The sequence below is a fragment of the Janibacter hoylei PVAS-1 genome, from assembly GCF_004025845.1.
GTDB classification, from domain to species: Bacteria; Actinomycetota; Actinomycetes; order Actinomycetales; family Dermatophilaceae; genus Janibacter; species Janibacter hoylei.
Genome location: NZ_PIPF01000005.1, coordinates 1 through 23,219 on the forward strand (window position 1 = coordinate 1; position 23,219 = coordinate 23,219).

Below are 23,219 nucleotides of genomic sequence, written 5' to 3' on the forward strand. Positions count from 1 at the left end.
AAGCTGTACAAAAAGGAGCTCATCTGGCGACGAGGTCCGTGGCGCGGCCTCGACGACGTCGAGATCGCAACCGGGACTGCTGCACCGATAGGTGACAGTGGGTAGTCACGCAGCCTGGTCGGCTGGTGTGGTCATGGTGGTCTCGTATTCGATGGGCGTCAATCGGCCCAGGCGGTCTTGTCGTCGGCGGCGGTGGTAGGTCCGCTCGATCCAGGTGACGATCGCGATCCGCAACTCGTCGCGGGTGTCCCAGCGGCGGCTGTTGAGCACGTTCTTCTGCAGGAGCGCGAAGAACGACTCCATCGCCGCGTTGTCGCCGCAGGCACCGACCCGTCCCATGGACCCGACGAGCTGGTGGCGGCCCAGGCTGTGGACGAATCGCCGGCTTCGAAATTGCGAGCCTCGGTCGCTGTGCACGATGCACCCGGCCACATCAACACCGTCAGCCTGACGGCGTGCGACGGCCGAGTTCAGCGCTGTGACAGCCAGTTGCGACGTCATCCGCTCATCGATGCTGTAGCCGACGATCCGCCCGGAGCAAGCGTCCTTGATCGCGCACATGTAGAGCTTGCCCTCCCCAGTCCAATGCTCTGTGATGTCGGTCAGCCACACACGATTCGGTGCCGCCGCGCTGGTGAAGTCGTGCCGAGTGCGGCCGCTCTCGTCCTCGATCGCGAGGCGGTCATCGTGCACCGGCGGTCCCGGCCGCGGACGGGCCGAGCGCTTCTTGCCGAAGGTCGACCACCAGCCCTGCTGCGAGCAGATCGCCCAGGCGGTCCGCTCGCTCATCGCCGATCCGACCTCGGCGGCTTCCTCGGCCAGGTACCGGTACCCGAACGCGGGGTCATCACGGTGAGCGTCGAACAACGCGTTCGCGCGGTACGCCCAGGCCAGCTCGGCCTCGGTGACCGGTGCGGCGAGCCACCGGTAGTACTGCGCACGACACAACTTCAACATCCTGCACGTCACCGACACAGGCACCCGAACCCGGGCGTCCTGACCGGCCAGCTCACGGACGAGCGGGAACATCATTTTCCCGGCAGGTTCGCCTGCGACAAGTACGCCGCCGCCCGCCGCAACACCTCGTTCTCCTGCTCCAGCATTCGGTTACGGCGCTTGAGCTCGCGCAGCTCGGCGGCCTGCTCGCCCGTGACGCCCGGCACGTTGCCGTCCTCGACATCAGCCCGCTTGAGCCAGTTCGTCAGGCACGACTCGCTGATCCCGAAGTCAGCAGCGATCTGCTTGAGATGGACTCCTGGCTCACGGTTCCTCGCGACCCGGACCACGTCATCGCGGAACTCTTTGGGGTAGGGCTTGGGCACGGTGTCCATCCTTCCAGCAGCGCCCCTCGACGCCACAGATCAGATGTCACCTATCGGTGCAGCAGTCCCGCCCAAGGCAAGGACGGCGTAGACAGCCGCCGCCGCAGTGGGGACGGCGACCAGTCGTGGAAGGATGCTGCCGACCGCGGACCCGAGGCTGGCTGCGGCGATGAGGGTCGCTCCGGCCGAGATCGTCACCAGCGCGGTCGTAGGCCCTGGGGGCCATCCGGCGACATAGGTGACAATTGCCAGCGGAAGGAGCACCCCGAGCAGCAGTGCTGGGGCGGTCAACCCGCTTAGTGCCTTTGCTCGGTGGGCTCCAGCGAACGTCGCGTCGAGCCAGGGCATGATCCGGGCGGTGTCCCATGCTGCCCATCCGGCGAGGAGAGGTCCCGTAACCACTAGGGCGACCCACCCTTGGCTGAGCGCGACCAAAGGGTAATCCCCGAAGAAGTCACGCTCGGAAATTGCGGCCGCGTAGGTCGCGATAGCAATGAGCAGCAGAAAAATCCCGGCCGTGGACCACCTCAGGGCACGCCAGAGACTCATGCGTCTCCCGTCAGCGACGCAAACGCGGACTCTGCCCTGCGCGCTACATCTCTTCCGTGGCCTAGTCGAAGATAGTCCTCGATCGACCCGCTGAAGACGATACGGCCCTCTTCAAGCACGGAGACGGCGGTGAACAGCTCGTCAACGTCATCGAGCTGGTGCGTGGACAGAACGGCGGGCCGGTCAAGGTTAAGAAGCAGATCGCGAAATCGTGCCCGTTGACGCGGATCCAGACCCGCCGTGGGCTCGTCGAGCAAGATGATCTCCGAAGGACGGGCCAAGGCTTCGGCAAGGCCCACTCGCCGCAGCTCGCCTCCAGAGAGGCGGCTTGGGTCGTCATCGATCTTGTGGAGCAGGTCCACCTGACTGATGGCTTCTCTGGCAGCGGTGCGTGCTTCGCTCTTGCTGCGCCCCCCCAGCCAGGCCGCGAAAGCAACCTGCTCGACAACAGTGAGTTTCGGAACGCTCGAAATGCTCTGCTGCATCATCGACACGCGGCGGCGCAGTTCTCGAGCGCGCGGACGCTCCCCATCAATCTCGACCGTCCCCGTTCTCGGTCGTAGCGCACCCGAGGCAACCTTCAGCGTGGTGGTCTTCCCGGCTCCGTTTCTACCCAGCAGAAGAGTCCGGCCAGTTGAGGGGGGCGCCCACGAGAGTCCCTTGAGGACGTCACGACGTCCACGGCGAACAGTGACGTCCTCAAGGGACAGAAGCATGAGGCTACGGCTCGTTTCTGGGATCAGTACTGAATAGCAACTCGGGACGAAAACGAGCCTGTCGACCCGGCATTCTTGAGCACGAAGTGGATGGCACCGCTCGTCCGCTTGTACCCGACCCAGTAGTCGCAGCTCTCCTTCTGCACACCGACGACCTCGTCCGGCACCGGGAACTGGCGGTTCCGGTAAAAGGCCATCCCAGCATTCGACTTCGAGCAGCGGGTGAGGCGCTTACCGTTGGCCACGGCGTCGCTGTTTTTGTCCGTCCAGGTACGCGAACCGAAGCCGCTATTGGCACCCGAGATGCTCCCGCTCCAACTTCCCTCCGCGAAGGCTGGGGTTGCGGCGATCGTGCACGCCGCGACTAGTCCGATGGCCTTGATGGCCGACTTGAAAAGTGGCGTCTTTCCCATGATGAATCTCCCCTTGTGATGCCACGACGAGTTCGTAGCACCACAAGACTTTCGGGGGTCCTCCCTTACGTCAACGACCCAACCGGAGTGTCACCAACCTGTCGGCCGAGTACACCTAGAGTCCGACTACCATCGTTAGTTCGTCCCCGCCGCGGATCAGCACGTTGACCTCAACACACAGCTGCGGGTGGTCGTGTCTCCACTCGAGGACTGGCAACAGGTCTGCAGCGACCTGACTCGTGCCACCGGGGTGTCAGTGGGGCGGTAAGTCGAGTGCCTTTCAAACGCAACACCTCAGCGTTGGACACGTACGGCTCGGTGACGTCAGGTTCTGAGTCACCAAGCCGCCACTGTCGGCCAGCCGCGCAGGAGGTCCCCAGATACCTCGGCTCAGTAGTGGTCCGGCTCGGAAGCCATCGAGTCGAGGAGAGGTGGGCAAGGCGACCGGCTGGCGACCAAACGTGGGTGTGCGGTGACGATCGTCAAACGCGACACGAGGCCAGCGACGACCGTTCACCGACCCGCTGTCGAGATGCATCGAAGACTGCACACGACACGCGGCCTACATTGCACAAGGCCCTCGCGGATGGCGTCGTGCAAAGTACCGCGGCGGAGCTGCTACTTGACCATCTCAGGGCCATGGCCGCTTACCCTGGCCCCGCAAGGGGATCGGCGTGCGGCGCTCCGTCTGGCTATCGCCGGCTGGACGCTGCCAGCCGGTGAAGAGTGGGACGAGCACCCCTGCGGTGAGGACGATTTCGCCGAGCACACCCAGCGCCCCGGACCGACGGCTCGACAGCCGTAACCGGTCCACTCATCGCGAGGCTTGCGGCAGACGACTCCCGCTGGGACGCATCTGCGTCGGAGCCCACCCGCTCTTCAGCATCCGATCGCGAGCGTCCCATCGCACGAATCTAGGGGTGCCTCGCAAGCGTCGCAATCTCCGATTAGGCGGAACCACACAAACTGGCCACCCGACCTTGAGAGCGCTTATTGAGTGCACTGGAAACCCAGTCCCGGACTCACACCTCCCGACCGACGTCACCTCCGATCGGTGTCTTTGCGGGGGTCTTCAGTCTTATCCGTGTCCGTGGTCTGGCCGGAGCTGTGGCGCAGGTTCGCTGCCTGCTCGATGTCTTGCTGCTCCTTCTTTTCGTCTTTGCGGATCTTGGTGTCGTCCCGCACAGGGAGCTGGATGTCGCGTTCGGCCTCGATCCCGGCCATCAGTTGACGGGAGCGTTCGAGCTCTGCGTCGACCTCGGCCCCGAACAGCAACGCGAGGTTAGTGATCCACAGCCACAGCAGGAAGATCACCACTCCGGCGAACGACCCGTAGGTACTGCCGTAGTTGGAGAAGTTGACGATGTAGAGACCGAAAGCGAGCGAGATCAGGATCCAGACTAGGATCGCGATGCCAGCGCCGACGCTGATCCAGCGGAATTTCGGCTGCTGCACGTTCGGGGTGGTGTAGTACAGGATCGCCACGATCAACATCACCAAGACGAGGATGACGGGCCACTTGGCGATGCTCCAGACAGTCAAAGCGGTGGAGCCCAGCCCAATCAGGTCGCCGATCGCCTGCGCTGCAGGTCCGGACAACACCAGCATCAAGGCCACAAGCACCACGAGCAGGACCATGACCAAGGTGATCACGAGCATCAGGGGACGAAGCTTCCAGATGGGTCGCCCCTCGCCGATCTCATAGACACGGTTCATCGCCCGGCTGAAAGCCGTGACGTAGCCCGAGGCGGACCACAAGGCGGTGGCCAAACCCAGGATGAGAGCCAGCCCGGCCCCGGGTGAGGTTGCTAGGGAGCGGACGATGGGTTCCAGGGTCTGGGATCCGGAACTGCCCAGGACCTGCTTCAGTACCGGCATGACTGCGTCGATGGTGGTCTGGCTCTGACCGACGAGTCCCAGCAGGGAGAAGATCGCGATCAGCGCCGGGAAGATGGCCAGCACTGCGTAGTAGGTCAGCGCGGCCGCCAAGTCCGTGCACTGGTCGTCCAAGAACTCCCGGACGGCTTTGCGGCCGGTGAATTTCCAGCCCGCGCTGGTGATCTTCGCGGGGCTGTCCGCTTTGGCGTCGTCTTCCGGGTGCGGTGCCTTGCCGTGGTCCTCATCGCCGGTGAGGGCCCGAGCATTCACCGGCGCCACCACCAGATCGCCCCGGCCACGGCAGCCACGCCGGCCACGAGCGCGAGCATCTGTGCGGCGAGGACCGCCAGTTCGATGTTTTGGGGCTGCTGGGCTCCCCTCTTGAGGTCTTGGACTCGGTTAAGGCCTTGGCCCTTGAGGTCGTTGACCTGGCGCTTGGCCCGCTTCTTCACGTCCAGGCGGTCGGTCAACTCATTGACGGTGATGCCCAGGTCTTCGCGGTGTCGGGCGATGTCCGCTTCGATCTTGGCCGGATCGGTACTGTCCGACTCGGTGGGTGTCGACGCACTAGTGACGGGCTCGTTGGATTCATTCGTGCTCACGGCTGCTCGCTTCCTTGACCTGGGTGACATCACGTTGCACATTCGCCATGGCGCGCTCGGGTTTTAGTGGTCCGACCTGCTCGACCTGCTTCTTGCCCAGCAAGGACACCACCCCGGCGGCGATCAGCAGTAGCGACGCCACGATCAGGGCCGCGGCCCACGCCGGCAGGATGAGCGCCAAAGCCAAGATGGCGGTCGTTACCAACGCGGCTGCGCCAAAGAACGCGAGCAAACCCCCGGCGCCGAACATGCCCAGTCCCGCACCGGCATGCTTGGCCTTGGCGCTGAGTTCGGCCGTCGCCAGTCGCATCTCATCGCGAATCAATGTGCTGGTCTGTTCGCTCAACCGGGAGATCAACTCGCCGGTCGAAGCGCCGCGGGGTGGCGGTTCCATCTGCTCAGCCACGACCATGACCGCCTGGGACGTCGCTCACCCCTGGCTCCGGACCGGAGGTCGGGGGCGGCCAGGGGTCGTCGTGGTCCATGTCTGGGGCGGATGGGAAGTCGTCACCCATGGTGTGGTCTGGGGTCCTGTCCTTGCCGTCCTGAGATGTCCTGCTTATCGAGTCGGGCAAGTGCTCCTTGACCTGTCCGGGCACCTGTTTGGCTTGCTCTTGGACCTTCTTGGCTTGCTTCTGCACCGTCGGGTCGGTCCACAACGCCAGTGCGCGATCGCGCAACTGGTCGTAGCGTTCCCGGCCCGCTCGAGTGCCGAGGACGTACCCGGCCCCGAACGCCACTGTCATGGTGATCTTGTTCATCGTCTGCTCCAGTCTCTTCGAGAGCCCAGGACGGGACATTGGTGGTGCTTCCGCGCTTGCCCCGGGGTGCGTACCTTGTAAACTTACAAGTGAAGACGCCCCCTTCACAACCTTCTTCTTCGTGTTGGCGGTACCCGAACTCAGCACACCGACAGCAACGAGGAGCACGCCATCATGAGCGACAAGCTGTGGAGTCTGGCCACTACCGGCGCGGCCATCGGCGGCGGGATCATGGCGAGGAAAGTCATCGAAAAGGGGTGGGCGCTCGTTACCGACGGCACCGTTCCAGACAACCCGGAAAGCCCGGAGGTCAACTGGGGTGAGGCCATCGCCTTCGCGCTGATCTCAGGCGCGGTCGTGCAACTGGCCAGGGTCATGATCAATCACAAGTCCACGCAGGCCTATGCCAAGAGGAAGGGCCGTCTGCCGGAGTCCGTGGCTGCCTGAGACCTATTGTCGTCTCTTGACCCAGGCCAGGTGCTGGCCTAGTCCGGTGTCGCCCCCTCGGTGAGCGAGACCGGGAGACTGCGTACGTGGTCGCCGCTGGCCAGTAGGTCAGAGGCTGAAGTTGCCAGCGAGGTTGGCCAGATCGGTCGGGCTTAGTCCCAGATTCTCCAGCACGCCTTGGTGTTGACCGGTGTGCACGTCGTCCGGCAGGTCTGCGTCCGCCTGCTGCGCCTTCTCGTCCTCTCCACGGCTCTTGAGCAGGTCAACGATCTTCTGCTTGTCAATCTGCATCAGAGAACTCCTTGTGGGCAATGGGCCCAGCACACGCTATTGCTTACATCGTAAACTTATCTGATCGGCGGGGTAGCAGCAAAGGACCTTATAGGTCCGCGATGATGGGTACGTCAGCACCTGTGGAAAGGACAGCCATGAACACCGTCCCTGACCCGCCCAGAGATTCGCGCCCACGCTTGGACCGGGATCTGATCGTGCAGACAGCGATCACCTCGATCGACACGCACGGCGTTCAGGGACTGACGATGCGCCGCGTGGGACAAGACCTCGGCGTCGCAGCAATGTCCTTGTACCGCTATGTCTCCGGACGCGAGGCCCTGCTGGAGGCGGTCGTGGAGAAACTCATGGATGGTGTCGCCGCCCACGCGGACGCGGTCGGGTTCACGTCGTGGCAGGGGTACTTGCAAGTGCTGGCCAATGAAGTCCGCCGGGTGGCCCAAGCCCATCCTGCCGCGTTCCCGTTAGTCGCTTCCCGGCACCCAGCAACACCGTGGCTGCGCCCGCCGTTGCGCAGCATCGAGCTGGTCGAGCACTTCCTGGCCACGCTCAGCGACTTCGGCTTCGATGACATCAGGGCCGTGGATGCTTACAAGGCCTTCACCACGTTCTTGATCGGTTCCCTGCTACTGGAGGTCGCTGCACATGGGGAGGACATCCTCTCCGTGGATGAAACGCTCAACGAAGGTGAAGCCGCCATCCCCGAACAGGACGCCTACTTCGACCTCCAGCAGGCCCCCCATGTGTGCCGCATGCAGGACCGACTCAGTCAAGACACCACCGCGCAAGAGTTCGAGATCGGCCTAGAGGCCCTCATCGACAGAATTGAGCGCTCGGTCTCCCAATAGACAGCCCACGGCAGCATCTCTGGCCTGGGCGTTGTCCTGCTGCGTGCACGCAGCGTCACTGTTCCCCCTCTCGACCCGGTCGTCGTGGAAGCAGGTCAGCACGACCGCCTCGAGTGTGCGCACGCCCAACCGTCGCAGACAGCCTTGTGGTGCTCCACGCAGACGGTGGGATGGGCTAACCGTCGGCGATGTCGGTCCACTCCGGGCGCGTTGACGGGAATGGACCGAATGCGGGATTTCCACACCGGGACAGCGCGAAGGAGAACCAAGGCATGGCAGTCAAGCCCACGTCGTTAAACGAGATTCGCAAGCGGGCCGCGAAATTCACCGCGGAGTGGCGCCTGAACGGGCGAAGAGAAACAGCAGGCCCAGTCATTCGTGCGCGAACTACTCATGGTCTACGGGATGACCGACTGCAAGGCGGCCCTGTATGAGAAGCGCGCCAAACGATCCTCGACGGCCGTCGAGACGTCCAAGGGCCGCGCCGGTTCGGTCAGCGCTGCAGCAGCTCGGCTGCCATGGACAGTCCTGCTTCGTGTTCCGGCTGGATGATGCGGGTGACGCCGAGTCGGTCCAGCGCCTCGTAGTGCTGGCGTGATCCCGCCTTGGCCCACACGTCACGGACCCCCAGCTCGCTGAGGGCCGTGGCGGCCATCAGCGATGCCGCGACGTCGGTCATCCCGAGGACGACGAGGGTGTCGGGGGTGATCTCCAGCTGCCTGAGGGTCTCCTCGTCGCGTGCCTCGGCGATCGCGAGGTGGCGGATGTCCTCCTTGAGGTTTTCCACCACGAACTCGTCGACGTCCACGCCGAGGACGCGCTGCCCATTCTGCTCCAGGCGCAGCGCGAGGGCGGAGCCGAAGCGGCCTAGGCCGATGACGGCGATGTCGTACTTAGCCAACGAGGAGCCTTTCGGTGGGGACCTCGAAGCGTCGAGGTCGGTGGCGCAACGCCAGGGCGGCGCCGAGGGTGATCGGCCCGAGTCGGCCGCGGAGAATGCCGGGGGGTCTGCCGCGGGGCCCGCTCTCGTCGCCCATGTCGTCCCGGCGGCACGCGACGCACCAACCAGGAGTGATGCCGGGCGTCACGGCTGCGACCGGGGGCTGGACAGACGAACCCGGCTCGGTGACGTCAGGTTGTGAGCCGCCGAGAACGAGCGATGAGGGGCCACGACGTCGAGAAGCAGCGCAGATTGCACACGACACGTCGCCTACATTTCACAGGGCCCTCCTTCCGGATGGCGTCGTGCAAAGTGGCGCGGCGGAGCTACCACTTGACCATCGCGGGGCCACGGCCGCTGGCCCCCTTGGTCCCGCAAAGAGATCCCCTACTGGACTCGCTGAAGGATGGTTCATCGGACGGGATCGATCGTTCAGGTGAGGTCTTTCCTCACGTTCTGCAGCCGGAGTCTCCAGAAGCAGGGATCTTGTCGCTTGAGTCTTCGCCGGATCGAAAGCAGATGCCTGCCGAGTACCAAACCCTTAAGCGTTTTGTTCGCGTTGGGATCGTCAACCGCGACACCACGCCCAGTGCGACCGCTCACCGATTCGATGTGGCTTTCGCCGTTATATGGCGGGGTTCTGTCGACGCTCTGTGGCGGCATCTGCTCATGGCGATACACGCGAGCACCGGTCTGGTCACAGATAGCGGCAGACGGTCGTGGTGTCGCATTTGGTGGGGTCGCTGGTGGTGGCACTGTGGTGAAGGTGCGCGACGGTGTGTCGCAGTGCTTGCAGGTCGGCGATTTGGCGGTCCAGGTCGCCCAGGTGGGCTTCGAGCAGGGCGTGCACGTGCTGGCAGGGTGCGACTCCGGCGTCGCGGATGTCGAGGATCTCGCGAATCTGGGCCAGGGTGAGCCCAGCGGTGCGGCCGCGGCGAACGAAGTCCAGGCGCGCCAGGGCCGCAGGGGTGTAGTCGCGGTATCCGTTGGCGGTGCGCTCAGGCGCAGGTAGTAGGCCGGCTTCTTCGTAGAAGCGCAGCGTCTTGGTTGTGGTGCCGCTGGCCACGGCCAACTCACCGATGCGCACAGTGGCCCCTTTCTCGGCTCTCGTCCATGTTCGCCTTGACCTTCCCCTGCGCTGGAACGTCCACTATGGACGCTGAAGAGGGGTCACGCGAAGGAAGGTGGGCAAATGGGTGTGGACTACGACGTCGATCTGGCCGTGATCGGCTCAGGAGGCGCGGCGATGTCCGCCGCCATCGCGGCCAGCCAGGCCGGTAAGAGCGTCGTGCTGGTTGAGCGCGGTGTTCTGGGCGGGACGTGCGTGAACATCGGCTGCGTGCCGTCCAAGACGCTCCTGGCGGCCGCCGGGGCCCGGCACGCCGCGCTCACCAATCCCTTCAAAGGTGCCCCAACGTCAGCCGCACCGGTGAACCTCGGCGATCTGGTGGCCCAGAAGGACGCACTCATCGAGCGCCTGCGTGATGCGAAGTACGCCGATGTGGCCGCTGCCTACGGCTTCCAGGTCCGCCCAGGCCAGGCCAGCTTCCTGGACGGGGACACCCTGGCCGTCGACGGCCAGGCGCTGCGGGCCCGGGCCTATCTGGTCGCCACCGGTGCTACCCCCGCCATCCCGGAGGTGGTCGGTCTCGACTCTGTGGACCGGCTGACGTCCACCACCGCGATGCAGCTGACCGAGCTGCCTGAGTCCCTGGTCGTTATCGGTGGCGGGTACGTCGGGATGGAGCAGGCCCAGCTGTTCGCTCACCTCGGCACCCGGGTCTCTGTGGTCGGGCGTCTGGCGCCGCACGCCGAGCCGGAGCTGGCCCAGAGACTTCGGGAAGTCTTCACCGACGACGGCATCACCGTGGTCGAAGAGCGCGCGACCACTGTGGCCCGCGAACCATGCCCCGCAGGAGAGGTGGTGGTGACCACGGACTCGGGCGAACAGGTGCGCGGCGCGCAGGTCCTGGTGGCCACCGGACGCCTGCCCCGCACCGACGGCCTGAACCTGGCCGCTGCCGGTGTGGACGTGGACGAGCGCGGCTTCGTCGTGGTCGACCAGACCCAGCGCACCTCCAACCCGCGCGTCTGGGCCGCCGGTGACGTCTCGGGGGCTCCCCAGTACGTCTACGCCGCCGCCGCCGGCGGTCGGGCCGCCGCGCTCAACGCCCTGACCGAGGACAGGTACCCGCCGGCAGCTCGGGTCGACTACGCCGGCTTTCCTGCGGTCGTGTTCACCCGGCCCCAGCTGGCCTCGGCGGGGTTGACCGAGGACGAGGCCCTCACCCGAGGGCACGCGTGCGACTGCCGCGTCCTGGACCTGTCCGATGTCCCCCGGGCGCTCGTCCAGCACGACACCCGCGGGGCGGTGAAGCTCGTCGCCGACGCCGTGAGCGGCAAGGTTCTGGGCGTGCACGCTCTGGCGGACGGGGCCGGGGAGATCATGCTGGCGGCCACCTACGCCATCAAAAGCGGCATGACCGTCGACGATCTGGCCGACACCTGGGCGCCGTACCTGACCATGAGCGAAAGCCTGCGCATCGTGGCCGGCCTCTTCCGAAACCAGATGCCGACGTCATGCTGCGCCTGAAACCCGCGGCCCCAGCGGGGTGGACGAGGGCTCCCGCGGCGGCCCGCCTGGCGCCGTGAATGTGCCTTAAAAACCTACAGGTTGATGAGACACGATCTAACGTCGCTGCCGAGGACCGAGCTCTCGCGGTTCTGCGGCTGCAGGCGTGTCTCGGAAAAGTGTCTCGACGAGAAACGTCTCAGACGACATCACCGGAAGGGTTTCTGAGGCAGGATGGGTGGGTGAGACTTCTGGGGTATACGAGGATCAGCACGGCCAGTCAGGACGCGCAGTTGCAGTTGGACGCGCTGACCACGGCCGGGGTCGAGGCTCGGGACGTTTTCTCGGACGTCACCTCGGGCAGCAAGAACGCAGCGCAACGTCCAGGGATGCGCCGACTCCTGGAGTACGCCACCGCTGGAGACACGGTCGTGGTCTGGCGAGTGGACCGGCTGGGACGCTCACTGATCGACGTGCTGAACACGGTGACCTTGCTGCGCGAGTCCGGCATCGGCATCCGCTCCATCCAAGACGGCATCGACCCAGCCACCACCAGTGGACGGCTGATGCTGAACATGCTCGCCACCTTGGCTGAATACGAGCGGGAGCTGATCACAGAACGGGTCAATGCCGGCATCGCCGCAGCCAAAGCCTCCGGCACCCAGTTCGGGCGACCCCGCGTGGAGCCAGCCGTGATCGCCGAGAAGCTCGCGATCGTCAACGACGCACGCGCCAAAGGACGCACCGCCACAGACGCGGCCCGACTCGTGGGCTGGTCCCGCGCCACGTTCTACCGCCACAACGCCACCGCCCAGTCACAGGACTCCTGACCGCGCCAGATACCCGCCAGGGCTGAATATCAACGAGCCATCGGCCTTTGACAGCCAGTAGCGCCGACCACCTTGGCTGGACGCGACATCATGCCGCACGGCCTCAGCGGCGGAGTGTGCCCAACCAGAATCTTCGTATCTTAGATAGAAATCGCGTTGCTCCAATTTAGAGCGCTTCTCGACACCAGCGACGACCGTTCACCGACCCGCAGCGCGCAGGACTGTTGCTTTAGACCCGCCCGCACTAAAATCGCACTAATGCCCATCTACTGCGACTAGGGAGGTCCAGTGCTCATCGGATACGCGCGGGTCTCGACTGAGCGGCAAGACCTTGCCTCACAGATCGAAGGCCTGACCCGCCTCGGCGTCAACCGGGAGCGGATCTACACCGACAAGCGCACCGGGCGATCCATGAAGAACCGCCCGGGGCTTGAGCAGGCGATCACTGCCCTTCGCCCCGACGACGTGCTAGTGGTGACGAAGCTGGACCGCCTCGCGCGCTCGGTGCCCGACGCTCGCGACCTCGTAGGGCAGATCTACGAGCAGGGCGCTGCCCTCCAGTTGGACAGGTCCGTGCACGATCCGGCTGATCCGGTTGGGAAGTTCCTCTTCAACGCGCTGGCGATGGTCGCCGAGTTCGAGGCCGACCTGAACCGGCAGCGCACCCTCGAGGGAATCGCGATCGCTCGAGCGCAAGGGCGGATGCGCGGGAAGCCGCCTAAGTTGAACGAGCGGCGCACGAAGAAGCTGCTCGAGGAGTATGAGGCCGGTGACGCGACCGTGGCCCAGCTCGCCGAGGACTACGCGGTATCGAGAGCAACCGTGTACCGAACCGTCAAGAGAGCCAAGGCAGAGAGGGGCTCCCTATGACCAAGCCTTGCACTGTCGCCGGACAGTGGCGCGATCAGAAGTAGTGAAGTAGTCCCGGCCAGCGAAAGTGCGCTGACCGGCCACCATCAAGATGGGAGCTCGACATGAACGACAACAGTCCCCCCAGTGGCGCCACCACTCCTCTCCGGCCAGCTACGTGGAACGACAAGTATCTCAATACCCTTATCTCGCTCGTTGATACCGCCACCGAACCCGTGGCGACAGGGGAGCACGCGGTGACTCTCCAAACCTCAGGTGGATTGATCACCGGAACCCTTGTCCCTCAGTGGCAATACGCCCAGAACCTCGTGCCTGCTCCCCCCGACGCAGGACCACCGTTCGAGCCGTACGGTAGAGACGCCAAGGACTACGCCCATCGCGGGCGCAAGTTCCAGGACGGCCGCGCGGCAGACGTCGAACTCTCCGATGAGGAGAGGGCCTTCCTCGACGAGGATTCGCCGTCCGAGTACTTCCTTACCTTGGGCTGGGCGCGGTTCCTCTTCCACCCCTCTAACCACACGTCCGAGTCGTGGATTCGCGTCCGCCGCGACGACATCATCGCGTGGCACCCCGGCACCTTGGAGGTGTCTCAGTGACCACCGTGTACCGCACGATCAAGCGCGTCAAGGCGCAGGCGGAGGGCACTTCATGATCGCAGCACTCACGGCGGTGGCGGCACTCATTGCTGCGCTGGCCGCAGCCTGGCAAGTCAATCTCCTTCGGAAGCAGATGCGCGACGACGCCCGACCGTTCGTTGTGGTGGACGTTGTCCCGAGTTTGCATGGCCCGGGGGCATGGGACCTCACTCTGCACAGCACAGGGAGGTCGATGGCCCACAAGGTGGGGGTCTCCACCGAGCCAGCGGCATGGGAGCCGTACGACGATGAGGACCACATCACTGAGCACCTGACCGCGTATCTGGGACGCAAACGCGATCTACCGCCAGGAGCACGTCATCGCCTCATGTGGCGATACGAACGGCGCAAGGAAAAGACGGGGGAGCTGTCGGCGGTCGCCGGGGCGCCGGCCATCGCCATCGTGACAGTGACGTACCAAGACGATAAGGGCAAGTGTTACGACTCCTCCCTATCGTTCGACCTGGACGTCCTCGGTGCAATCACTCCGGTCCCTTTCGAAGGACAGCGGATGACATCCGGGTCCGACCAAGAATTGAAGAACATCGACCGGGCGATCCGAACTGTTAGCCAGCACGTGGGCGAGCTTCGACGATGAGCGATGAATGCCGGTGGACTGCCAAGGTGGCCATCCAGAGGTAGACGAGAAGGCCAAACAACCCGACGACGAGATGTCAGGACGTGGTGTCCGATGTACGACCGATCGAACTGGAACCCAGCCCGACCGCACCAACCGTATCTGTCCTTCAGAGAAGAGAGTGCATTACGGATCACCCCATCCCCGACCGGCGACCGAAGGGTGTCACGGCGCGAGGGAGACCGTGGCTCCGCGCTCGACGAGCCGGAGCTCACCGGGGGGATCGACCGCTCGCCACCGGGCCACGAAATCGCTCAACGGTGACCGGAAGACGGTGTAGTCGTCGTAGTGCACCGGCACTGTCACGGCGGGCTCGAGGAGGTCGACCAACGAGATGCCCTGCTCGGCGTCCATGGTCACCAGCAGCCCGAGCGCACGTGTGCCCCCGAGGTGGATGACCATCGCGTCGAGCGGACCGAACCGATCAGTGACCTCACGCAGCCACGGTCGATACAGCGTGTCCCCGGTGATGTAGACCCGCAGCGACCGCGCGGCGCCCGCGACGTGATGCTCAAGCACACTGCCCATGACCGGCGGCAACAACCATGATGCCCATCCGGGTGTGTGCTCCCCCGGGGCAGAGTGCACTGTGAGCGTCTCGCCGGCTTTGACCAGCTCACGTGACTGCCACGTCGCCATCGCCTCAGCCCCGGCAAACCCCCATGACTGCAGCCGCCGGGCCGCATGCGGGGTCGTCAGGACGGGCAGCGAGGTGTCAAGACTGCGCCGTGCGATCCGATCGAAATGGTCACCATGCAGGTGAGAAAGCACCACCGCGTCCAAGCTGGGAAGATCCTCGGGACCGAGCGCGGGCTCGGTCACCCGCTTCGAGAAAAGCCCTTTGCCCAGATAGGCACGCTGTCCGTGATGGAGGAAATTCGGATCGGTGAGCAGAGTGAACTCCCCCAACCGGACCAGCGAGGTCGCTGTGCCGATGAACTCCAGGGTCGCAGTGGCCATGGACTCCTCCTGGTCGACGATCCGTCTCGCACCCCTGCAGGCACCGCCTGCTGATAGAGCACTCCACGTGGTTCCCTCTCCGACGCGAACAGTCTATCCATGAGACCGCGAGACCGCACGGCTGAGGACGAGTCGGGCTCAACCCTTGGGGGTGGTCACGGCGACAGCTTCGCCGACGACAGGTTAGAGAGCAGGTCCGACAGTCCAGTCCGAGCAACGCGGTCGAGTAGGTGGCCAGGACTAGCGCAGCTGTTCGGACATAGAAGGGCCAAGCCACCGTCGCACTAGTGTCGGTGGCGTCGTCTACCTTGAGATACGGCCGGATGGGCCGCCTACGTCGAAGGGACCCACATGGCAGTCGGGGACGTCATCCAGATCGCGGCCATACTCGTTGCTGCTGGCGCATCGATCGTAGCCCTGATCATCGCCTCGATGGACCGCAGGAACGCAATCAAGATCGCTGAGGATGACCGCCAGGCCGCGGCGGATCAGGCACGGCTGCTCGCCGAGCTGGAGGCAGCCATCAGACTGTCCGTCTTGGAGGCCCGGGGCGGGCACACCGATCCCATCATCAGCAAAGACATGGGAGCCGAGACACTCGCCTTGATCGCGATGCTCGGGCCCGACAGAGTGCCCGAGATGTGGAAACGCCGCGTGGAAAAGTCAGACGAGGAGCTTCGTGCCTTCATTGCCAACGAGGACGAGCCTGAGTTCCTCCGCGACGCTGTCGAGGCTGAGCGTGCCGTCTACGACATTCTGAAGGACCTACGCAGATCCCACCGGGGCATGTCTGCTGGTCGATGATCAGCACGGGTGGGGAGGGCAACGTGATAGCCGCGGCCGTAGTGCACATCGCTCGCCAGGGGGCTCTTGTCAAGCCAAGGGAGTCTCAGTGACCACAACGAAGGGAGAAGGCATGGGGCAGGGCAGCGAGAGCCGCGGCGCGGCAGACGAGGCGCGCCTCACCAAGGAAGCGCGGGAGTGGCTTCACTCGCAACCGGGATACCGCCCGGGCATGAAGCAGATGACTGCCACTCACACCGACGAGGACATTGCCGCTGCGAAGCAAGGGCATCGGGAGGATGAGTCTCAGTGACCACGCCGACGTTTGAAGTCGTTGAGGCTGACTTCGAGGATCATGCGTTGGTGGCGTTCCTGCGGGAGCACCTGGACGACATCGCTCCGACAGCGCCCGATGAAAGCCAGCACGCGTTGGATGTAGACGCCCTGCGCGACCCCAGCGTTCAAATGTGGGTTGCAGTTGAAGATGAAGATGTCATCGGAACTGTCGCCCTGGCGGCGATGGCCGAGGGTCACGAGGAACTGAAGAGCATGAGGACTGCGCCGGCTCGGCGCGGAGCAGGCGTCGCGTCCCGGTTGCTTGGCCACGCACTTCACGATGCGCGATTGCGGGGTGTGAAGAGGGTGTCGCTGGAGACTGGGAGTCAGGCCTTCTTCGCTCCAGCCCGAGCCTTCTATCGCAAAGCCGGCTTCACTGATTGCGAACCGTTCGGGACGTACGAGGACGATCCGAACAGTGTGTTCATGACTTTGGTGCTCGAGGAATCCAGTGCCGAGTCCCAGGGAGGCATGGAGGTGTCTCAGTGAGCACGGGCGGGGACGGCAATGTGATCAAGGCGGAGGATCTTGAGGTGGCCGACACTCAGCTGTCTTCGCTGCTGAGCAAGTGCGAGGCCGTCTTGAGGGGGACGTCGCTCAGTCCTTCGCGGCAGACCCTGATGACCAACAGGGTGTCAGCGTTGCGCACGGCGCTCGAGCTCGTCCGCCAGGCGAAGGCACGAGGGGCGTCTCAGTGACCACAGCAGCAGCGGCAGCGCGAGCAGCCCCACCCCGCGGAAGAAGTAGTAGGCGACGAGCAGCCACCGCGGGTCGAAGACGTCGGTGAGCCAGCCGGACGCGATCGTCCCGACGATGTCGAAGATGCCCACGAGCGCGAGCAGCCAGGCGGCCGTCGTCTGCGACATGCCGTGGTCGTGCGCCGACGGGATGAAGTGGATGCCGATGAGCCCGTTGGTCGTCGCGCCGCAGATCGCGAAGGCGAGCGCGAGGGCCCAAAAAGCCTTGTGCCGCGCCGCGAACCGCAGCCCGTCGATCGCCCGGCCCATCGCGCCGCCGGTCACCTCTGCCGGCGGCACCCAGGTCCGCGGGTCGGCGCCGAAGGGGAGGACCCCCCGGTCGTGCGGGTGGTCCCGCATGACGAGCCAGGCGATGGGCGCGACGGCGAGCGCGGCGACCGCGATGACGAGCGAGCCGGGGCGCCAGCCGACGTCCTCCGCCAGTGCCGCGACGGGCGGCAGGAAGATCAGCTGCCCCGTGGCGGAGCCGGCGGTGAGGACGCCCATGACCAGCCCCCTTCGCGCCACGAACCAGCGGTTGGCGACGGTCGCGGCGAGGACGAGGGCCATCGAGCCGGTGCCGGTCCCGATGAGCACGCCCCAGAAGACGTGCAGCTGCCACGACGCCGTCATGAGCGTGCTGCCGCCGGCGCCGAGCGCGACGAGGGTGAGCGCGCCGGCGATGATCTGCCGCATGCCGAAGCGGCCCTCAGGGCCGCGGCGAAGGGGGCGACGAGACCGTAGAGCAAGAGGTTGATCCCGACCGAGAGCGACATCGTGCTCATCGACCAGCCGAACTCCTCGTGGAGCGGCACCATGAGCGCACCGGGCGCGGCGCGGAAGCCGGCGGCCCCGAGCAGCGTGAGGAAGGCGACGGCCGCGACCTACCACGCGGGGTGGATGCGGGGAGGCGTCGAGGTGGCCGACCGGGCCATCGAGGCATCACTTCTCTGAAGAGAGTTTGCAGTCGGAGACTACCCCCACAAGATGGGCCCATGAGCCTCGTCATCCGCCCCCGCGCCGACGCAGACCTACCCGCCCTCGGGCGCGCCCTCGTCGAGCAGCAGCCCGCCTCGCGCTACCCCCACCGCGATCCGCTGCCGATGCCGGCAGAGGACTTCGTCGCCCGGCCCGGCGCGCTCGCCACGTGGACCGCGGAGCTCGACGGCGAGCCCGTCGGCCACGTCGCGGTCCTCCCGGTCCGCCCCGACGGTCACGAGCCCGAGCTGGCGCGGCTGTGGAGCGCCGGTCACGGCCTGCCGACGGAGCGCCTCGGCGAGATCGGGGTGTACTTCACCTCCACCGCTGCCCGTGGCCGAGGCGTCGGCTCGGCCCTCATGCGCACCGCCCTCGACGACCTCGCCGAGCGTGGCCTCGCGCCCTGCCTCGACGTCGTCCCCTTCGGCGTCGCGGCCGACTACTACCTGCGGACGGGGTGGGTCGAGGTCGGACGCACCCGGCCGTCGTGGCTCGGGGACGATGCCCCCGACGTCGTCGCGATGATCCTCCCGGCAGGCTCCTGACCGCCCCGGGCCGCCGTGCCACCACGAGGGAGCAGACTGGCCGCATGACTGCACCCCGCGCCGTCCTCGTCACCGGAGCCTCTCGCGGCATCGGTCGCGCCATCGCGAGCGCCTTTGCCCACCAAGGTGATCGGGTCGCGGTGCACGTCCGCTCCGCGGTGGACGAAGGGGAGGCCACCCGCGACTCCCTCCCCGGCGAGGGGCACGCCCTCGTCGTCGGCGACCTGGGCGACGCGGACCAGGCCGCGGGCCTGCCGGCGGCAGCCGAGGAGGCCCTCGGCGCACCGGTCACGGTGCTCGTCAACAACGCGGGCATCGCGACGACACCGGCGCTCACCCACCCACCCGCGACGACGGATCCCCTTGCGTGGCAACGCAGCTGGGAGGACTACCTGCGGATCAACACCCTCGGCACGGCGCTCGTCACGCACGCGATGACCCGCCGGCTCGTCGAGCTCGGGCTGCCGGGCCGCGTCATCACCATCGGCACCCGCGGCGTCCACCGCGGCGAGCCGGAGTACCCGGCCTACGCGGCGTCGAAGGCGGCACTGCACTCGATGGACGCCTCGCTCGCCGTCGCACTCGCCCCGCACGGCATCGCGGTCGCGACCGTGGCGCCCGGCTTCGTCGACACCGAGAGGGTGGCGGATCGGTTGGATTCCCCTGCGGGAAAAGCGATCCGGGCGGACTCCCCCTTCGGCCGGGTGGGGCGACCGGAGGAGGTGGCGTCGGCTGTGCTCTGGCTCGCCTCGCCCGACGCGCAGTGGGCGTCCGGGGCGACGCTCGACCTCAACGGCGCCTCGCACCTGCGGCCATGACGCGCTACGTCGCCCTGCTGCGCGGGATCGCGCCGGCGCTGCCCCACAACTCGAATGCCGAGCTGCGGGCGGTCCACGAAGGGCTCGGCCTGCAGCGGGTCGGCTCCGTGCTCGCCAGCGGCAACATCGTCTTCGAGACCGACGAGACCGATGGGCCGCAACTGGAGCGGCGGATCCAGGAGGCGCTCGTCGGCCAGCTCGGCATCGGGGGCGGCACGATCATCCGCTCTCTGGAGGAGCTGCGAGGGCTGCTCGAGCGCGATCCCTTCGACGGGCTGGAGCACGGACGCGGTACCTACCTCGTCACGACCTTCCTCAAGGACGGCGCGCCGGCACCCACCGAGATCCCCGACGATCCTGATCCCAGGGTGCGGGTCGTCGGCTTCGACGAGGAGGCGCGGGCCTTCCTCGCCGTCCTCGACAACGGCGACCCGGGCAAGACGCCCGACGTCATGCGCTGGCTCGACCGGACCTACGGCAAGGACATCACCACCCGGACATGGCTCACCGTGCAGCGGATCGTGCGCAAGCTCGAGTCGCTCTGAGAGCGGGCGCCGGGCGCGAGACACCGCCGGGTGCAAGGATCGAGGCGTGCCCGAGACGCTCACGACCGACCGGCTGACGTTGCGGACCTTCGTCGACGAGGACGCGGACGCGCTCTTCGACCTGCACTCGCGCCCCGAGGTGCAGCGGTGGATCGGCGACGGCCAGCCGATGACGGACGTCGGCGAAGCCCGCGCGTCGGTCCCCCGCCGACGCGGCGTGCCCTACCCGCCGCCCCAGGGCATCTGGGCGATCGACCTCGAGGAGCGCTTCGTCGGCACGCTGCTGCTCAAGCCGATCCCGATCAGCGGCTCGGCCCTCGCGGCGGACCCGCGCAACCCGGAGCTGGCCCTCGACAGTCCCGAGGTCGAGATCGGCTGGCACCTGCACCCCGACGTGTGGGGCCGCGGCATCGCGACCGAAGCCGCCACCCGCGTGCTCGGCCACGCCTCCGGCCTCCCCCGCGTCGTCGCCGTCACCCACCCGGACAACGAGGCCTCCCAGCGGGTCGCCCGTCGCCTGGGCATGCGCGACGAGGGGCTCACGGACCGCTACTACGACACGACGACGCGACTCTTCGTCCTCGAGCGCTGACCCCGGCGCTGCTCGTGCGAGGCTCGACGCCATGACCGACCTCGATCTGCGCGCGATCGGGGAGGGACTCCCCTTCGCCGAGACGCTCGACGACCTGCGGGCGGCGGTCACGACCCGGGGCGTCGCGGTCGTCCAGGCCCCGCCGGGGTCCGGCAAGACGACACTGGCGCCCCCGCTCGTCGCCGACTGCGTCGACGGAAGGGTCGTCGTCACCGGCCCCCGGCGGGTCACGGTGCGTGCGGCGGCGCGACGGCTGGCCCACCTGACCGGCACGCAGGTCGGTGACCTCGTCGGCCACACCGTCCGCGGCGAGCGCCGCGTCGGGCCGCGCACGCGGGTGGAGTTCGTGACCCCGGGGGTGCTCGTCCGTCGGCTGCTCGCCGACCCCGAGCTCACCGGCACGGCCGCCGTCGTCCTCGACGAGGTCCACGAGCGAGCCCTCGACACCGACCTGCTGCTCGGGATGCTCGCCGAGGTGCGCCAGCTGCGGGAGCTGCCGCTCGTCGCGATGTCGGCCACCCTCGACGCCCCGGGCATCGCCGCACTGCTCGGCGACGACGACGGTCCGGCCCCACTCGTCGACAGCGAGGGCGCGCTGCACCCGCTCGAGGTCCTCTGGGAGCCGAGCACGGGCCCGCGGACCGACGCGCGGGGTGTCACCCGGGACTTCCTCGAGCACGTCGCGAGGGTGACCGCACGGCACCACGAGCCCGACCACCACACCCTCGTCTTCGTCCCCGGAGCCCGGGAGGTCGACCAAGTCGTCGAGCTGCTCGGCCGTCTCGTCCCCGGCGCCGAGGTCCTCCCGCTCCACGGCCGCCTTGCCCCGCGCGAGCAGGACCGCGCGATCGGCGGTGAGCCCACCACGAGCGGTGGCCGCATCGTCGTCTCCACCGATCTCGCCGAGTCCTCGCTCACCGTTCCCGGAGTGCGGCTGGTCGTCGACGCGGCCCTCTCCCGCGAGCCCCGCCGTGACGCCGCCCGTGACATGTCCGGGCTGGTCACCGTGCAGGCATCCCGGGCCTCGATGACCCAGCGCGCCGGCCGGGCCGCGCGCCTGGGCCCCGGCCGTGCCGTGCGGCTCGTCGAGGAGTCCGTCTGGTCCCGCGCTCCCGAGCACGTCACCCCGCAGATCACGACGGCCGACCTCACCGAGACGGCCCTGACCCTGGCGGCCTGGGGCTCGCCCCGCGGCGAGGGCATGGCGCTCCTGACACCACCCCCGACGGCCGGCATCGACGCGGCCGAGACCACCCTGCGCGGGCTCGGCCTCGTCGACGACGGCGGACGGATTACCGACGACGGGTTCGCCGCGACGCGCATCCCCGCCGACCCTCGGCTCGCCCGCGCCCTGCTCGACGGCGCCACCCTCGTGGGCACCACCGCGGCCGCCGAGGTGGTCGCGACCCTCGCCGACGACCTGCGCAGCGACGACGGCGACCTCGACCGGCTGCTCGCCGACCTGCGCTCCGGGCGCTCCCGCGACGCCAGCCGGTGGCGCCGCGAGGCCGACCGCCTCGCGCGGCTGGTCCCAGCCGGCGAGCACCGACGCCCCGGCAACGATGCCCGTGCCGGCGACCGGCACGTCTCCGGCGCCGGACTGGTCACCGCCCTCGCCCACCCCGGCCGGATCGCCCGACGCGTCGGCGACGGCCCCGCCTATCTCCTCGCCTCGGGCACCCGCGCGGCCCTGCCCGCCGGGAGCCCGATGCGTCACGACGAGTGGCTTGTCGTCGCCGACGTCGCCCGCGCCGACGGCCGCGTCGCGGCCGGCACCGGCGCGGTCATCCGGCTCGCCGCAGCCCTCACCCGCGACGAGGCGGAGACCGCTGGCGCCGGGCTGCGGGTCCGCGAGGTCCGCGCCGACCTGGGCGAAGGCTCCCTGAGGCGCGACGGTGGAGCCTCGAAGGGGAGGGTCACCGCCCGCGAGGTCGACGCCCTCGGCGCCATCGAGCTCTCCTCGACGCCGATCCGGGCTGACCCGGCGACCGGGGCCGACGCGGTACGGCGCGCACTCGTCACCCGCGGCCTCGACCTGCTCACCTGGTCACCCGCCGCCGACGCCCTGCGTCGACGCCTCGCCGTGCTCCACCACCACCTCGGCGACCCGTGGCCCGAGGTCTCGGACGACGCACTGGCGGCGCGACTCGAGCAGTGGCTCGGCCCCGAGCTGCAGCGCGTGGCGACGGGCACTCCCTTCGCCCGCATCGACCTGACCGACCCCCTGCGCCGGCTGCTCCCCTGGCCCGAGGCGACCCGGCTCGACGAGCTCGCCCCCGAGCGCCTGCCGGTCCCGAGCGGGTCGACGGCCACGATCACCTGGCCGCCGCACGACGAGCCTTCTGCCGCACCGGTGCTCGCGGTCAAGCTGCAGGAGTGCTTCGGCCTCGGCGAGACGCCGCGGCTCCTCGACGGCCGCGTGCCGGTGCTCTTCCACCTGCTTTCCCCGGCCCGACGGCTCCTCGCTGTGACCGACGACCTCGCCTCCTTCTGGTCCGGGCCCTACGCCCAGGTGCGGGCTGAGATGCGCGGCCGCTATCCCAAGCACCCGTGGCCGGAGGACCCGTGGACCGCCCCGGCGACGGCCCGCACGAAGCGCCGGACCTGAGCCCCG

The 23,219-nt window shown here is 67.3% G+C and carries 28 protein-coding genes and 1 pseudogene; 16 read left to right on the top strand and 13 right to left on the bottom strand.

Going from position 1 to position 23,219, the window contains the following annotated elements:
- Positions 1 to 105: 105 nt before the first annotated feature.
- The 8 genes from CWN80_RS05160 to CWN80_RS05195 all read right to left on the bottom strand — a co-directional run bounded on the left by CWN80_RS05160 (position 106) and on the right by CWN80_RS05195 (position 6,241).
- Positions 106 to 1,322 (bottom strand): IS3 family transposase gene (locus tag CWN80_RS05160; RefSeq protein WP_238148086.1). Its coding sequence is split into 2 segments (ribosomal slippage): positions 106 to 1,035 and positions 1,038 to 1,322, totalling 1,215 coding nucleotides; the frame shifts between segments, so codons are not numbered across the junction.
- A gap of 39 nt (positions 1,323 to 1,361) precedes the next feature.
- On the bottom strand, positions 1,362 to 1,871 hold the full coding sequence (locus tag CWN80_RS05165; protein WP_007927220.1) for a hypothetical protein: 510 nt from the start codon (positions 1,869 to 1,871) through the stop codon (positions 1,362 to 1,364).
- Positions 1,868 to 2,587, bottom strand: a complete 720-nt coding sequence (locus tag CWN80_RS05170) for an ATP-binding cassette domain-containing protein (RefSeq protein ID WP_128276987.1) — start codon at positions 2,585 to 2,587, stop codon at positions 1,868 to 1,870. The genes CWN80_RS05165 and CWN80_RS05170 overlap by 4 nt, the downstream gene beginning before the upstream one ends.
- A gap of 23 nt (positions 2,588 to 2,610) precedes the next feature.
- On the bottom strand, positions 2,611 to 3,000 hold the full coding sequence (locus CWN80_RS05175; RefSeq protein ID WP_128276988.1) for a hypothetical protein: 390 nt from the start codon (positions 2,998 to 3,000) through the stop codon (positions 2,611 to 2,613).
- A 1,041-nt stretch (positions 3,001 to 4,041) separates the two neighbouring features.
- Positions 4,042 to 5,148, bottom strand: coding sequence for a YihY/virulence factor BrkB family protein (locus CWN80_RS05180; RefSeq protein WP_051988046.1), 1,107 nt, complete (start codon positions 5,146 to 5,148; stop codon positions 4,042 to 4,044).
- The gene (locus CWN80_RS05185; RefSeq protein ID WP_007928743.1) at positions 5,145 to 5,480 is read right to left on the bottom strand and encodes a DUF3618 domain-containing protein; all 336 of its coding nucleotides are present in this window, start codon (positions 5,478 to 5,480) and stop codon (positions 5,145 to 5,147) included. Before CWN80_RS05185 ends, CWN80_RS05180 begins: the two co-directional genes overlap by 4 nt.
- Positions 5,467 to 5,892 (bottom strand): phage holin family protein, encoded by a 426-nt coding sequence (locus CWN80_RS05190; RefSeq protein ID WP_007928748.1) that lies wholly within the window; start codon positions 5,890 to 5,892, stop codon positions 5,467 to 5,469. Before CWN80_RS05190 ends, CWN80_RS05185 begins: the two co-directional genes overlap by 14 nt.
- On the bottom strand, positions 5,879 to 6,241 hold the full coding sequence (locus CWN80_RS05195; RefSeq protein WP_007928751.1) for a hypothetical protein: 363 nt from the start codon (positions 6,239 to 6,241) through the stop codon (positions 5,879 to 5,881). The genes CWN80_RS05190 and CWN80_RS05195 overlap by 14 nt, the downstream gene beginning before the upstream one ends.
- Positions 6,242 to 6,415: 174 nt before the next feature.
- On the opposite strand from CWN80_RS05195, the gene CWN80_RS05200 reads away from it, so the two are divergent.
- Entirely contained in the window at positions 6,416 to 6,688 is a 273-nt protein-coding gene (locus CWN80_RS05200) for a DUF4235 domain-containing protein (protein WP_007928752.1), read from the top strand.
- Positions 6,689 to 6,796: 108 nt separating this feature from the next.
- On the opposite strand, the gene CWN80_RS05205 is transcribed toward CWN80_RS05200, so the two are convergent.
- A complete protein-coding gene (locus CWN80_RS05205) occupies positions 6,797 to 6,979 on the bottom strand; it encodes a hypothetical protein (protein ID WP_007928753.1) in 183 nt (60 codons plus the stop codon).
- A gap of 197 nt (positions 6,980 to 7,176) precedes the next feature.
- Here CWN80_RS05205 and CWN80_RS05210 point away from each other — a divergent pair, with 197 nt between their 5' ends.
- Complete coding sequence (locus CWN80_RS05210) at positions 7,177 to 7,827, top strand: TetR/AcrR family transcriptional regulator C-terminal domain-containing protein (RefSeq protein ID WP_238148088.1); 651 nt, start codon at positions 7,177 to 7,179, stop codon at positions 7,825 to 7,827.
- Positions 7,828 to 8,320: 493 nt separating this feature from the next.
- On the opposite strand, the gene CWN80_RS05220 is transcribed toward CWN80_RS05210, so the two are convergent.
- Both CWN80_RS05220 and CWN80_RS05230 read right to left on the bottom strand, forming a co-directional pair.
- Positions 8,321 to 8,728, bottom strand: coding sequence for a potassium channel family protein (locus CWN80_RS05220; protein ID WP_007928755.1), 408 nt, complete (start codon positions 8,726 to 8,728; stop codon positions 8,321 to 8,323).
- A 736-nt stretch (positions 8,729 to 9,464) separates the two neighbouring features.
- Positions 9,465 to 9,854 carry a heavy metal-responsive transcriptional regulator gene (locus tag CWN80_RS05230; protein ID WP_007928756.1) on the bottom strand — a complete coding sequence of 130 codons (390 nt, stop codon included), beginning with the start codon at positions 9,852 to 9,854 and terminating at the stop codon, positions 9,465 to 9,467.
- Between the two features lie 105 nt (positions 9,855 to 9,959).
- Here CWN80_RS05230 and merA point away from each other — a divergent pair, with 105 nt between their 5' ends.
- From merA to CWN80_RS05255, 5 genes are all read left to right on the top strand, one after another.
- The gene (gene merA / locus CWN80_RS05235) at positions 9,960 to 11,360 is read left to right on the top strand and encodes a mercury(II) reductase (RefSeq protein WP_007928757.1); all 1,401 of its coding nucleotides are present in this window, start codon (positions 9,960 to 9,962) and stop codon (positions 11,358 to 11,360) included.
- Positions 11,361 to 11,581: 221 nt separating this feature from the next.
- Entirely contained in the window at positions 11,582 to 12,169 is a 588-nt protein-coding gene (locus tag CWN80_RS05240) for a recombinase family protein (protein ID WP_007928758.1), read from the top strand.
- Between the two features lie 288 nt (positions 12,170 to 12,457).
- Positions 12,458 to 13,039, top strand: coding sequence for a recombinase family protein (locus CWN80_RS05245; protein ID WP_007928759.1), 582 nt, complete (start codon positions 12,458 to 12,460; stop codon positions 13,037 to 13,039).
- 104 nt (positions 13,040 to 13,143) lie between these two features.
- The gene (locus CWN80_RS05250) at positions 13,144 to 13,635 is read left to right on the top strand and encodes a hypothetical protein (RefSeq protein WP_128276991.1); all 492 of its coding nucleotides are present in this window, start codon (positions 13,144 to 13,146) and stop codon (positions 13,633 to 13,635) included.
- 52 nt (positions 13,636 to 13,687) lie between these two features.
- On the top strand, positions 13,688 to 14,272 hold the full coding sequence (locus tag CWN80_RS05255) for a hypothetical protein (protein ID WP_007928762.1): 585 nt from the start codon (positions 13,688 to 13,690) through the stop codon (positions 14,270 to 14,272).
- A 204-nt stretch (positions 14,273 to 14,476) separates the two neighbouring features.
- On the opposite strand, the gene CWN80_RS05260 is transcribed toward CWN80_RS05255, so the two are convergent.
- Entirely contained in the window at positions 14,477 to 15,271 is a 795-nt protein-coding gene (locus CWN80_RS05260; RefSeq protein ID WP_007928766.1) for an MBL fold metallo-hydrolase, read from the bottom strand.
- Positions 15,272 to 15,622: 351 nt separating this feature from the next.
- Here CWN80_RS05260 and CWN80_RS05265 point away from each other — a divergent pair, with 351 nt between their 5' ends.
- From CWN80_RS05265 to CWN80_RS05275, 3 genes are all read left to right on the top strand, one after another.
- On the top strand, positions 15,623 to 16,075 hold the full coding sequence (locus CWN80_RS05265) for a hypothetical protein (protein WP_128276992.1): 453 nt from the start codon (positions 15,623 to 15,625) through the stop codon (positions 16,073 to 16,075).
- A gap of 88 nt (positions 16,076 to 16,163) precedes the next feature.
- A complete protein-coding gene (locus CWN80_RS05270) occupies positions 16,164 to 16,367 on the top strand; it encodes a hypothetical protein (RefSeq protein WP_128276993.1) in 204 nt (67 codons plus the stop codon).
- Positions 16,364 to 16,879, top strand: a complete 516-nt coding sequence (locus tag CWN80_RS05275; protein WP_007928769.1) for a GNAT family N-acetyltransferase — start codon at positions 16,364 to 16,366, stop codon at positions 16,877 to 16,879. Before CWN80_RS05270 ends, CWN80_RS05275 begins: the two co-directional genes overlap by 4 nt.
- 185 nt (positions 16,880 to 17,064) lie before the next feature.
- Here CWN80_RS05275 and CWN80_RS05280 read toward each other — a convergent pair.
- Positions 17,065 to 17,987 (bottom strand): annotated as a pseudogene (locus CWN80_RS05280) (MFS transporter); the annotation flags it as partial.
- On the opposite strand from CWN80_RS05280, the gene CWN80_RS15780 reads away from it, so the two are divergent.
- Genes CWN80_RS15780 through hrpB form a run of 6 tightly spaced genes read left to right on the top strand, consistent with a single transcriptional unit; the run spans position 17,944 to position 23,213 of the window.
- Positions 17,944 to 18,081 (top strand): hypothetical protein, encoded by a 138-nt coding sequence (locus tag CWN80_RS15780; RefSeq protein ID WP_238148089.1) that lies wholly within the window; start codon positions 17,944 to 17,946, stop codon positions 18,079 to 18,081. The pseudogene CWN80_RS05280 and the gene CWN80_RS15780 sit on opposite strands and share 44 nt — an antisense overlap.
- A gap of 41 nt (positions 18,082 to 18,122) precedes the next feature.
- Positions 18,123 to 18,650 carry a GNAT family N-acetyltransferase gene (locus CWN80_RS05285; RefSeq protein ID WP_007928774.1) on the top strand — a complete coding sequence of 176 codons (528 nt, stop codon included), beginning with the start codon at positions 18,123 to 18,125 and terminating at the stop codon, positions 18,648 to 18,650.
- 44 nt (positions 18,651 to 18,694) lie between these two features.
- Complete coding sequence (locus CWN80_RS05290) at positions 18,695 to 19,468, top strand: SDR family NAD(P)-dependent oxidoreductase (RefSeq protein WP_007928775.1); 774 nt, start codon at positions 18,695 to 18,697, stop codon at positions 19,466 to 19,468.
- A complete protein-coding gene (locus tag CWN80_RS05295) occupies positions 19,465 to 20,013 on the top strand; it encodes a DUF1697 domain-containing protein (protein ID WP_007928776.1) in 549 nt (182 codons plus the stop codon). Before CWN80_RS05290 ends, CWN80_RS05295 begins: the two co-directional genes overlap by 4 nt.
- 46 nt (positions 20,014 to 20,059) lie before the next feature.
- The gene (locus CWN80_RS05300; protein WP_007928777.1) at positions 20,060 to 20,605 is read left to right on the top strand and encodes a GNAT family N-acetyltransferase; all 546 of its coding nucleotides are present in this window, start codon (positions 20,060 to 20,062) and stop codon (positions 20,603 to 20,605) included.
- Positions 20,606 to 20,636: 31 nt separating this feature from the next.
- Positions 20,637 to 23,213 (top strand): ATP-dependent helicase HrpB, encoded by a 2,577-nt coding sequence (hrpB, locus tag CWN80_RS05305; protein WP_128276994.1) that lies wholly within the window; start codon positions 20,637 to 20,639, stop codon positions 23,211 to 23,213.
- Positions 23,214 to 23,219 lie beyond the last annotated feature (6 nt).

Bases quoted from the DNA above. Each gene is read 5' to 3' on its own strand.
- CWN80_RS05285 (WP_007928774.1), top strand. From the start codon at position 18,123: ATGAGCCTCGTCATCCGCCCCCGCGCCGACGCAGACCTACCCGCCCTC.
- CWN80_RS05200 (WP_007928752.1), top strand. From the start codon at position 6,416: ATGAGCGACAAGCTGTGGAGTCTGGCCACTACCGGCGCGGCCATCGGC.
- hrpB (WP_128276994.1), top strand. From the start codon at position 20,637: ATGACCGACCTCGATCTGCGCGCGATCGGGGAGGGACTCCCCTTCGCC.
- CWN80_RS05255 (WP_007928762.1), top strand. From the start codon at position 13,688: ATGATCGCAGCACTCACGGCGGTGGCGGCACTCATTGCTGCGCTGGCC.
- merA (WP_007928757.1), top strand. From the start codon at position 9,960: ATGGGTGTGGACTACGACGTCGATCTGGCCGTGATCGGCTCAGGAGGC.
- CWN80_RS05295 (WP_007928776.1), top strand. From the start codon at position 19,465: ATGACGCGCTACGTCGCCCTGCTGCGCGGGATCGCGCCGGCGCTGCCC.
- CWN80_RS05290 (WP_007928775.1), top strand. From the start codon at position 18,695: ATGACTGCACCCCGCGCCGTCCTCGTCACCGGAGCCTCTCGCGGCATC.
- CWN80_RS05195 (WP_007928751.1), bottom strand. From the start codon at position 6,241: ATGAACAAGATCACCATGACAGTGGCGTTCGGGGCCGGGTACGTCCTC.
- CWN80_RS05165 (WP_007927220.1), bottom strand. From the start codon at position 1,871: ATGAGTCTCTGGCGTGCCCTGAGGTGGTCCACGGCCGGGATTTTTCTG.
- CWN80_RS05170 (WP_128276987.1), bottom strand. From the start codon at position 2,587: ATGCTTCTGTCCCTTGAGGACGTCACTGTTCGCCGTGGACGTCGTGAC.
- CWN80_RS15780 (WP_238148089.1), top strand. From the start codon at position 17,944: ATGAGCGCACCGGGCGCGGCGCGGAAGCCGGCGGCCCCGAGCAGCGTG.
- CWN80_RS05190 (WP_007928748.1), bottom strand. From the start codon at position 5,892: ATGGTCGTGGCTGAGCAGATGGAACCGCCACCCCGCGGCGCTTCGACC.
- CWN80_RS05205 (WP_007928753.1), bottom strand. From the start codon at position 6,979: ATGCAGATTGACAAGCAGAAGATCGTTGACCTGCTCAAGAGCCGTGGA.
- CWN80_RS05265 (WP_128276992.1), top strand. From the start codon at position 15,623: ATGGCAGTCGGGGACGTCATCCAGATCGCGGCCATACTCGTTGCTGCT.
- CWN80_RS05250 (WP_128276991.1), top strand. From the start codon at position 13,144: ATGAACGACAACAGTCCCCCCAGTGGCGCCACCACTCCTCTCCGGCCA.
- CWN80_RS05175 (WP_128276988.1), bottom strand. From the start codon at position 3,000: ATGGGAAAGACGCCACTTTTCAAGTCGGCCATCAAGGCCATCGGACTA.
- CWN80_RS05260 (WP_007928766.1), bottom strand. From the start codon at position 15,271: ATGGCCACTGCGACCCTGGAGTTCATCGGCACAGCGACCTCGCTGGTC.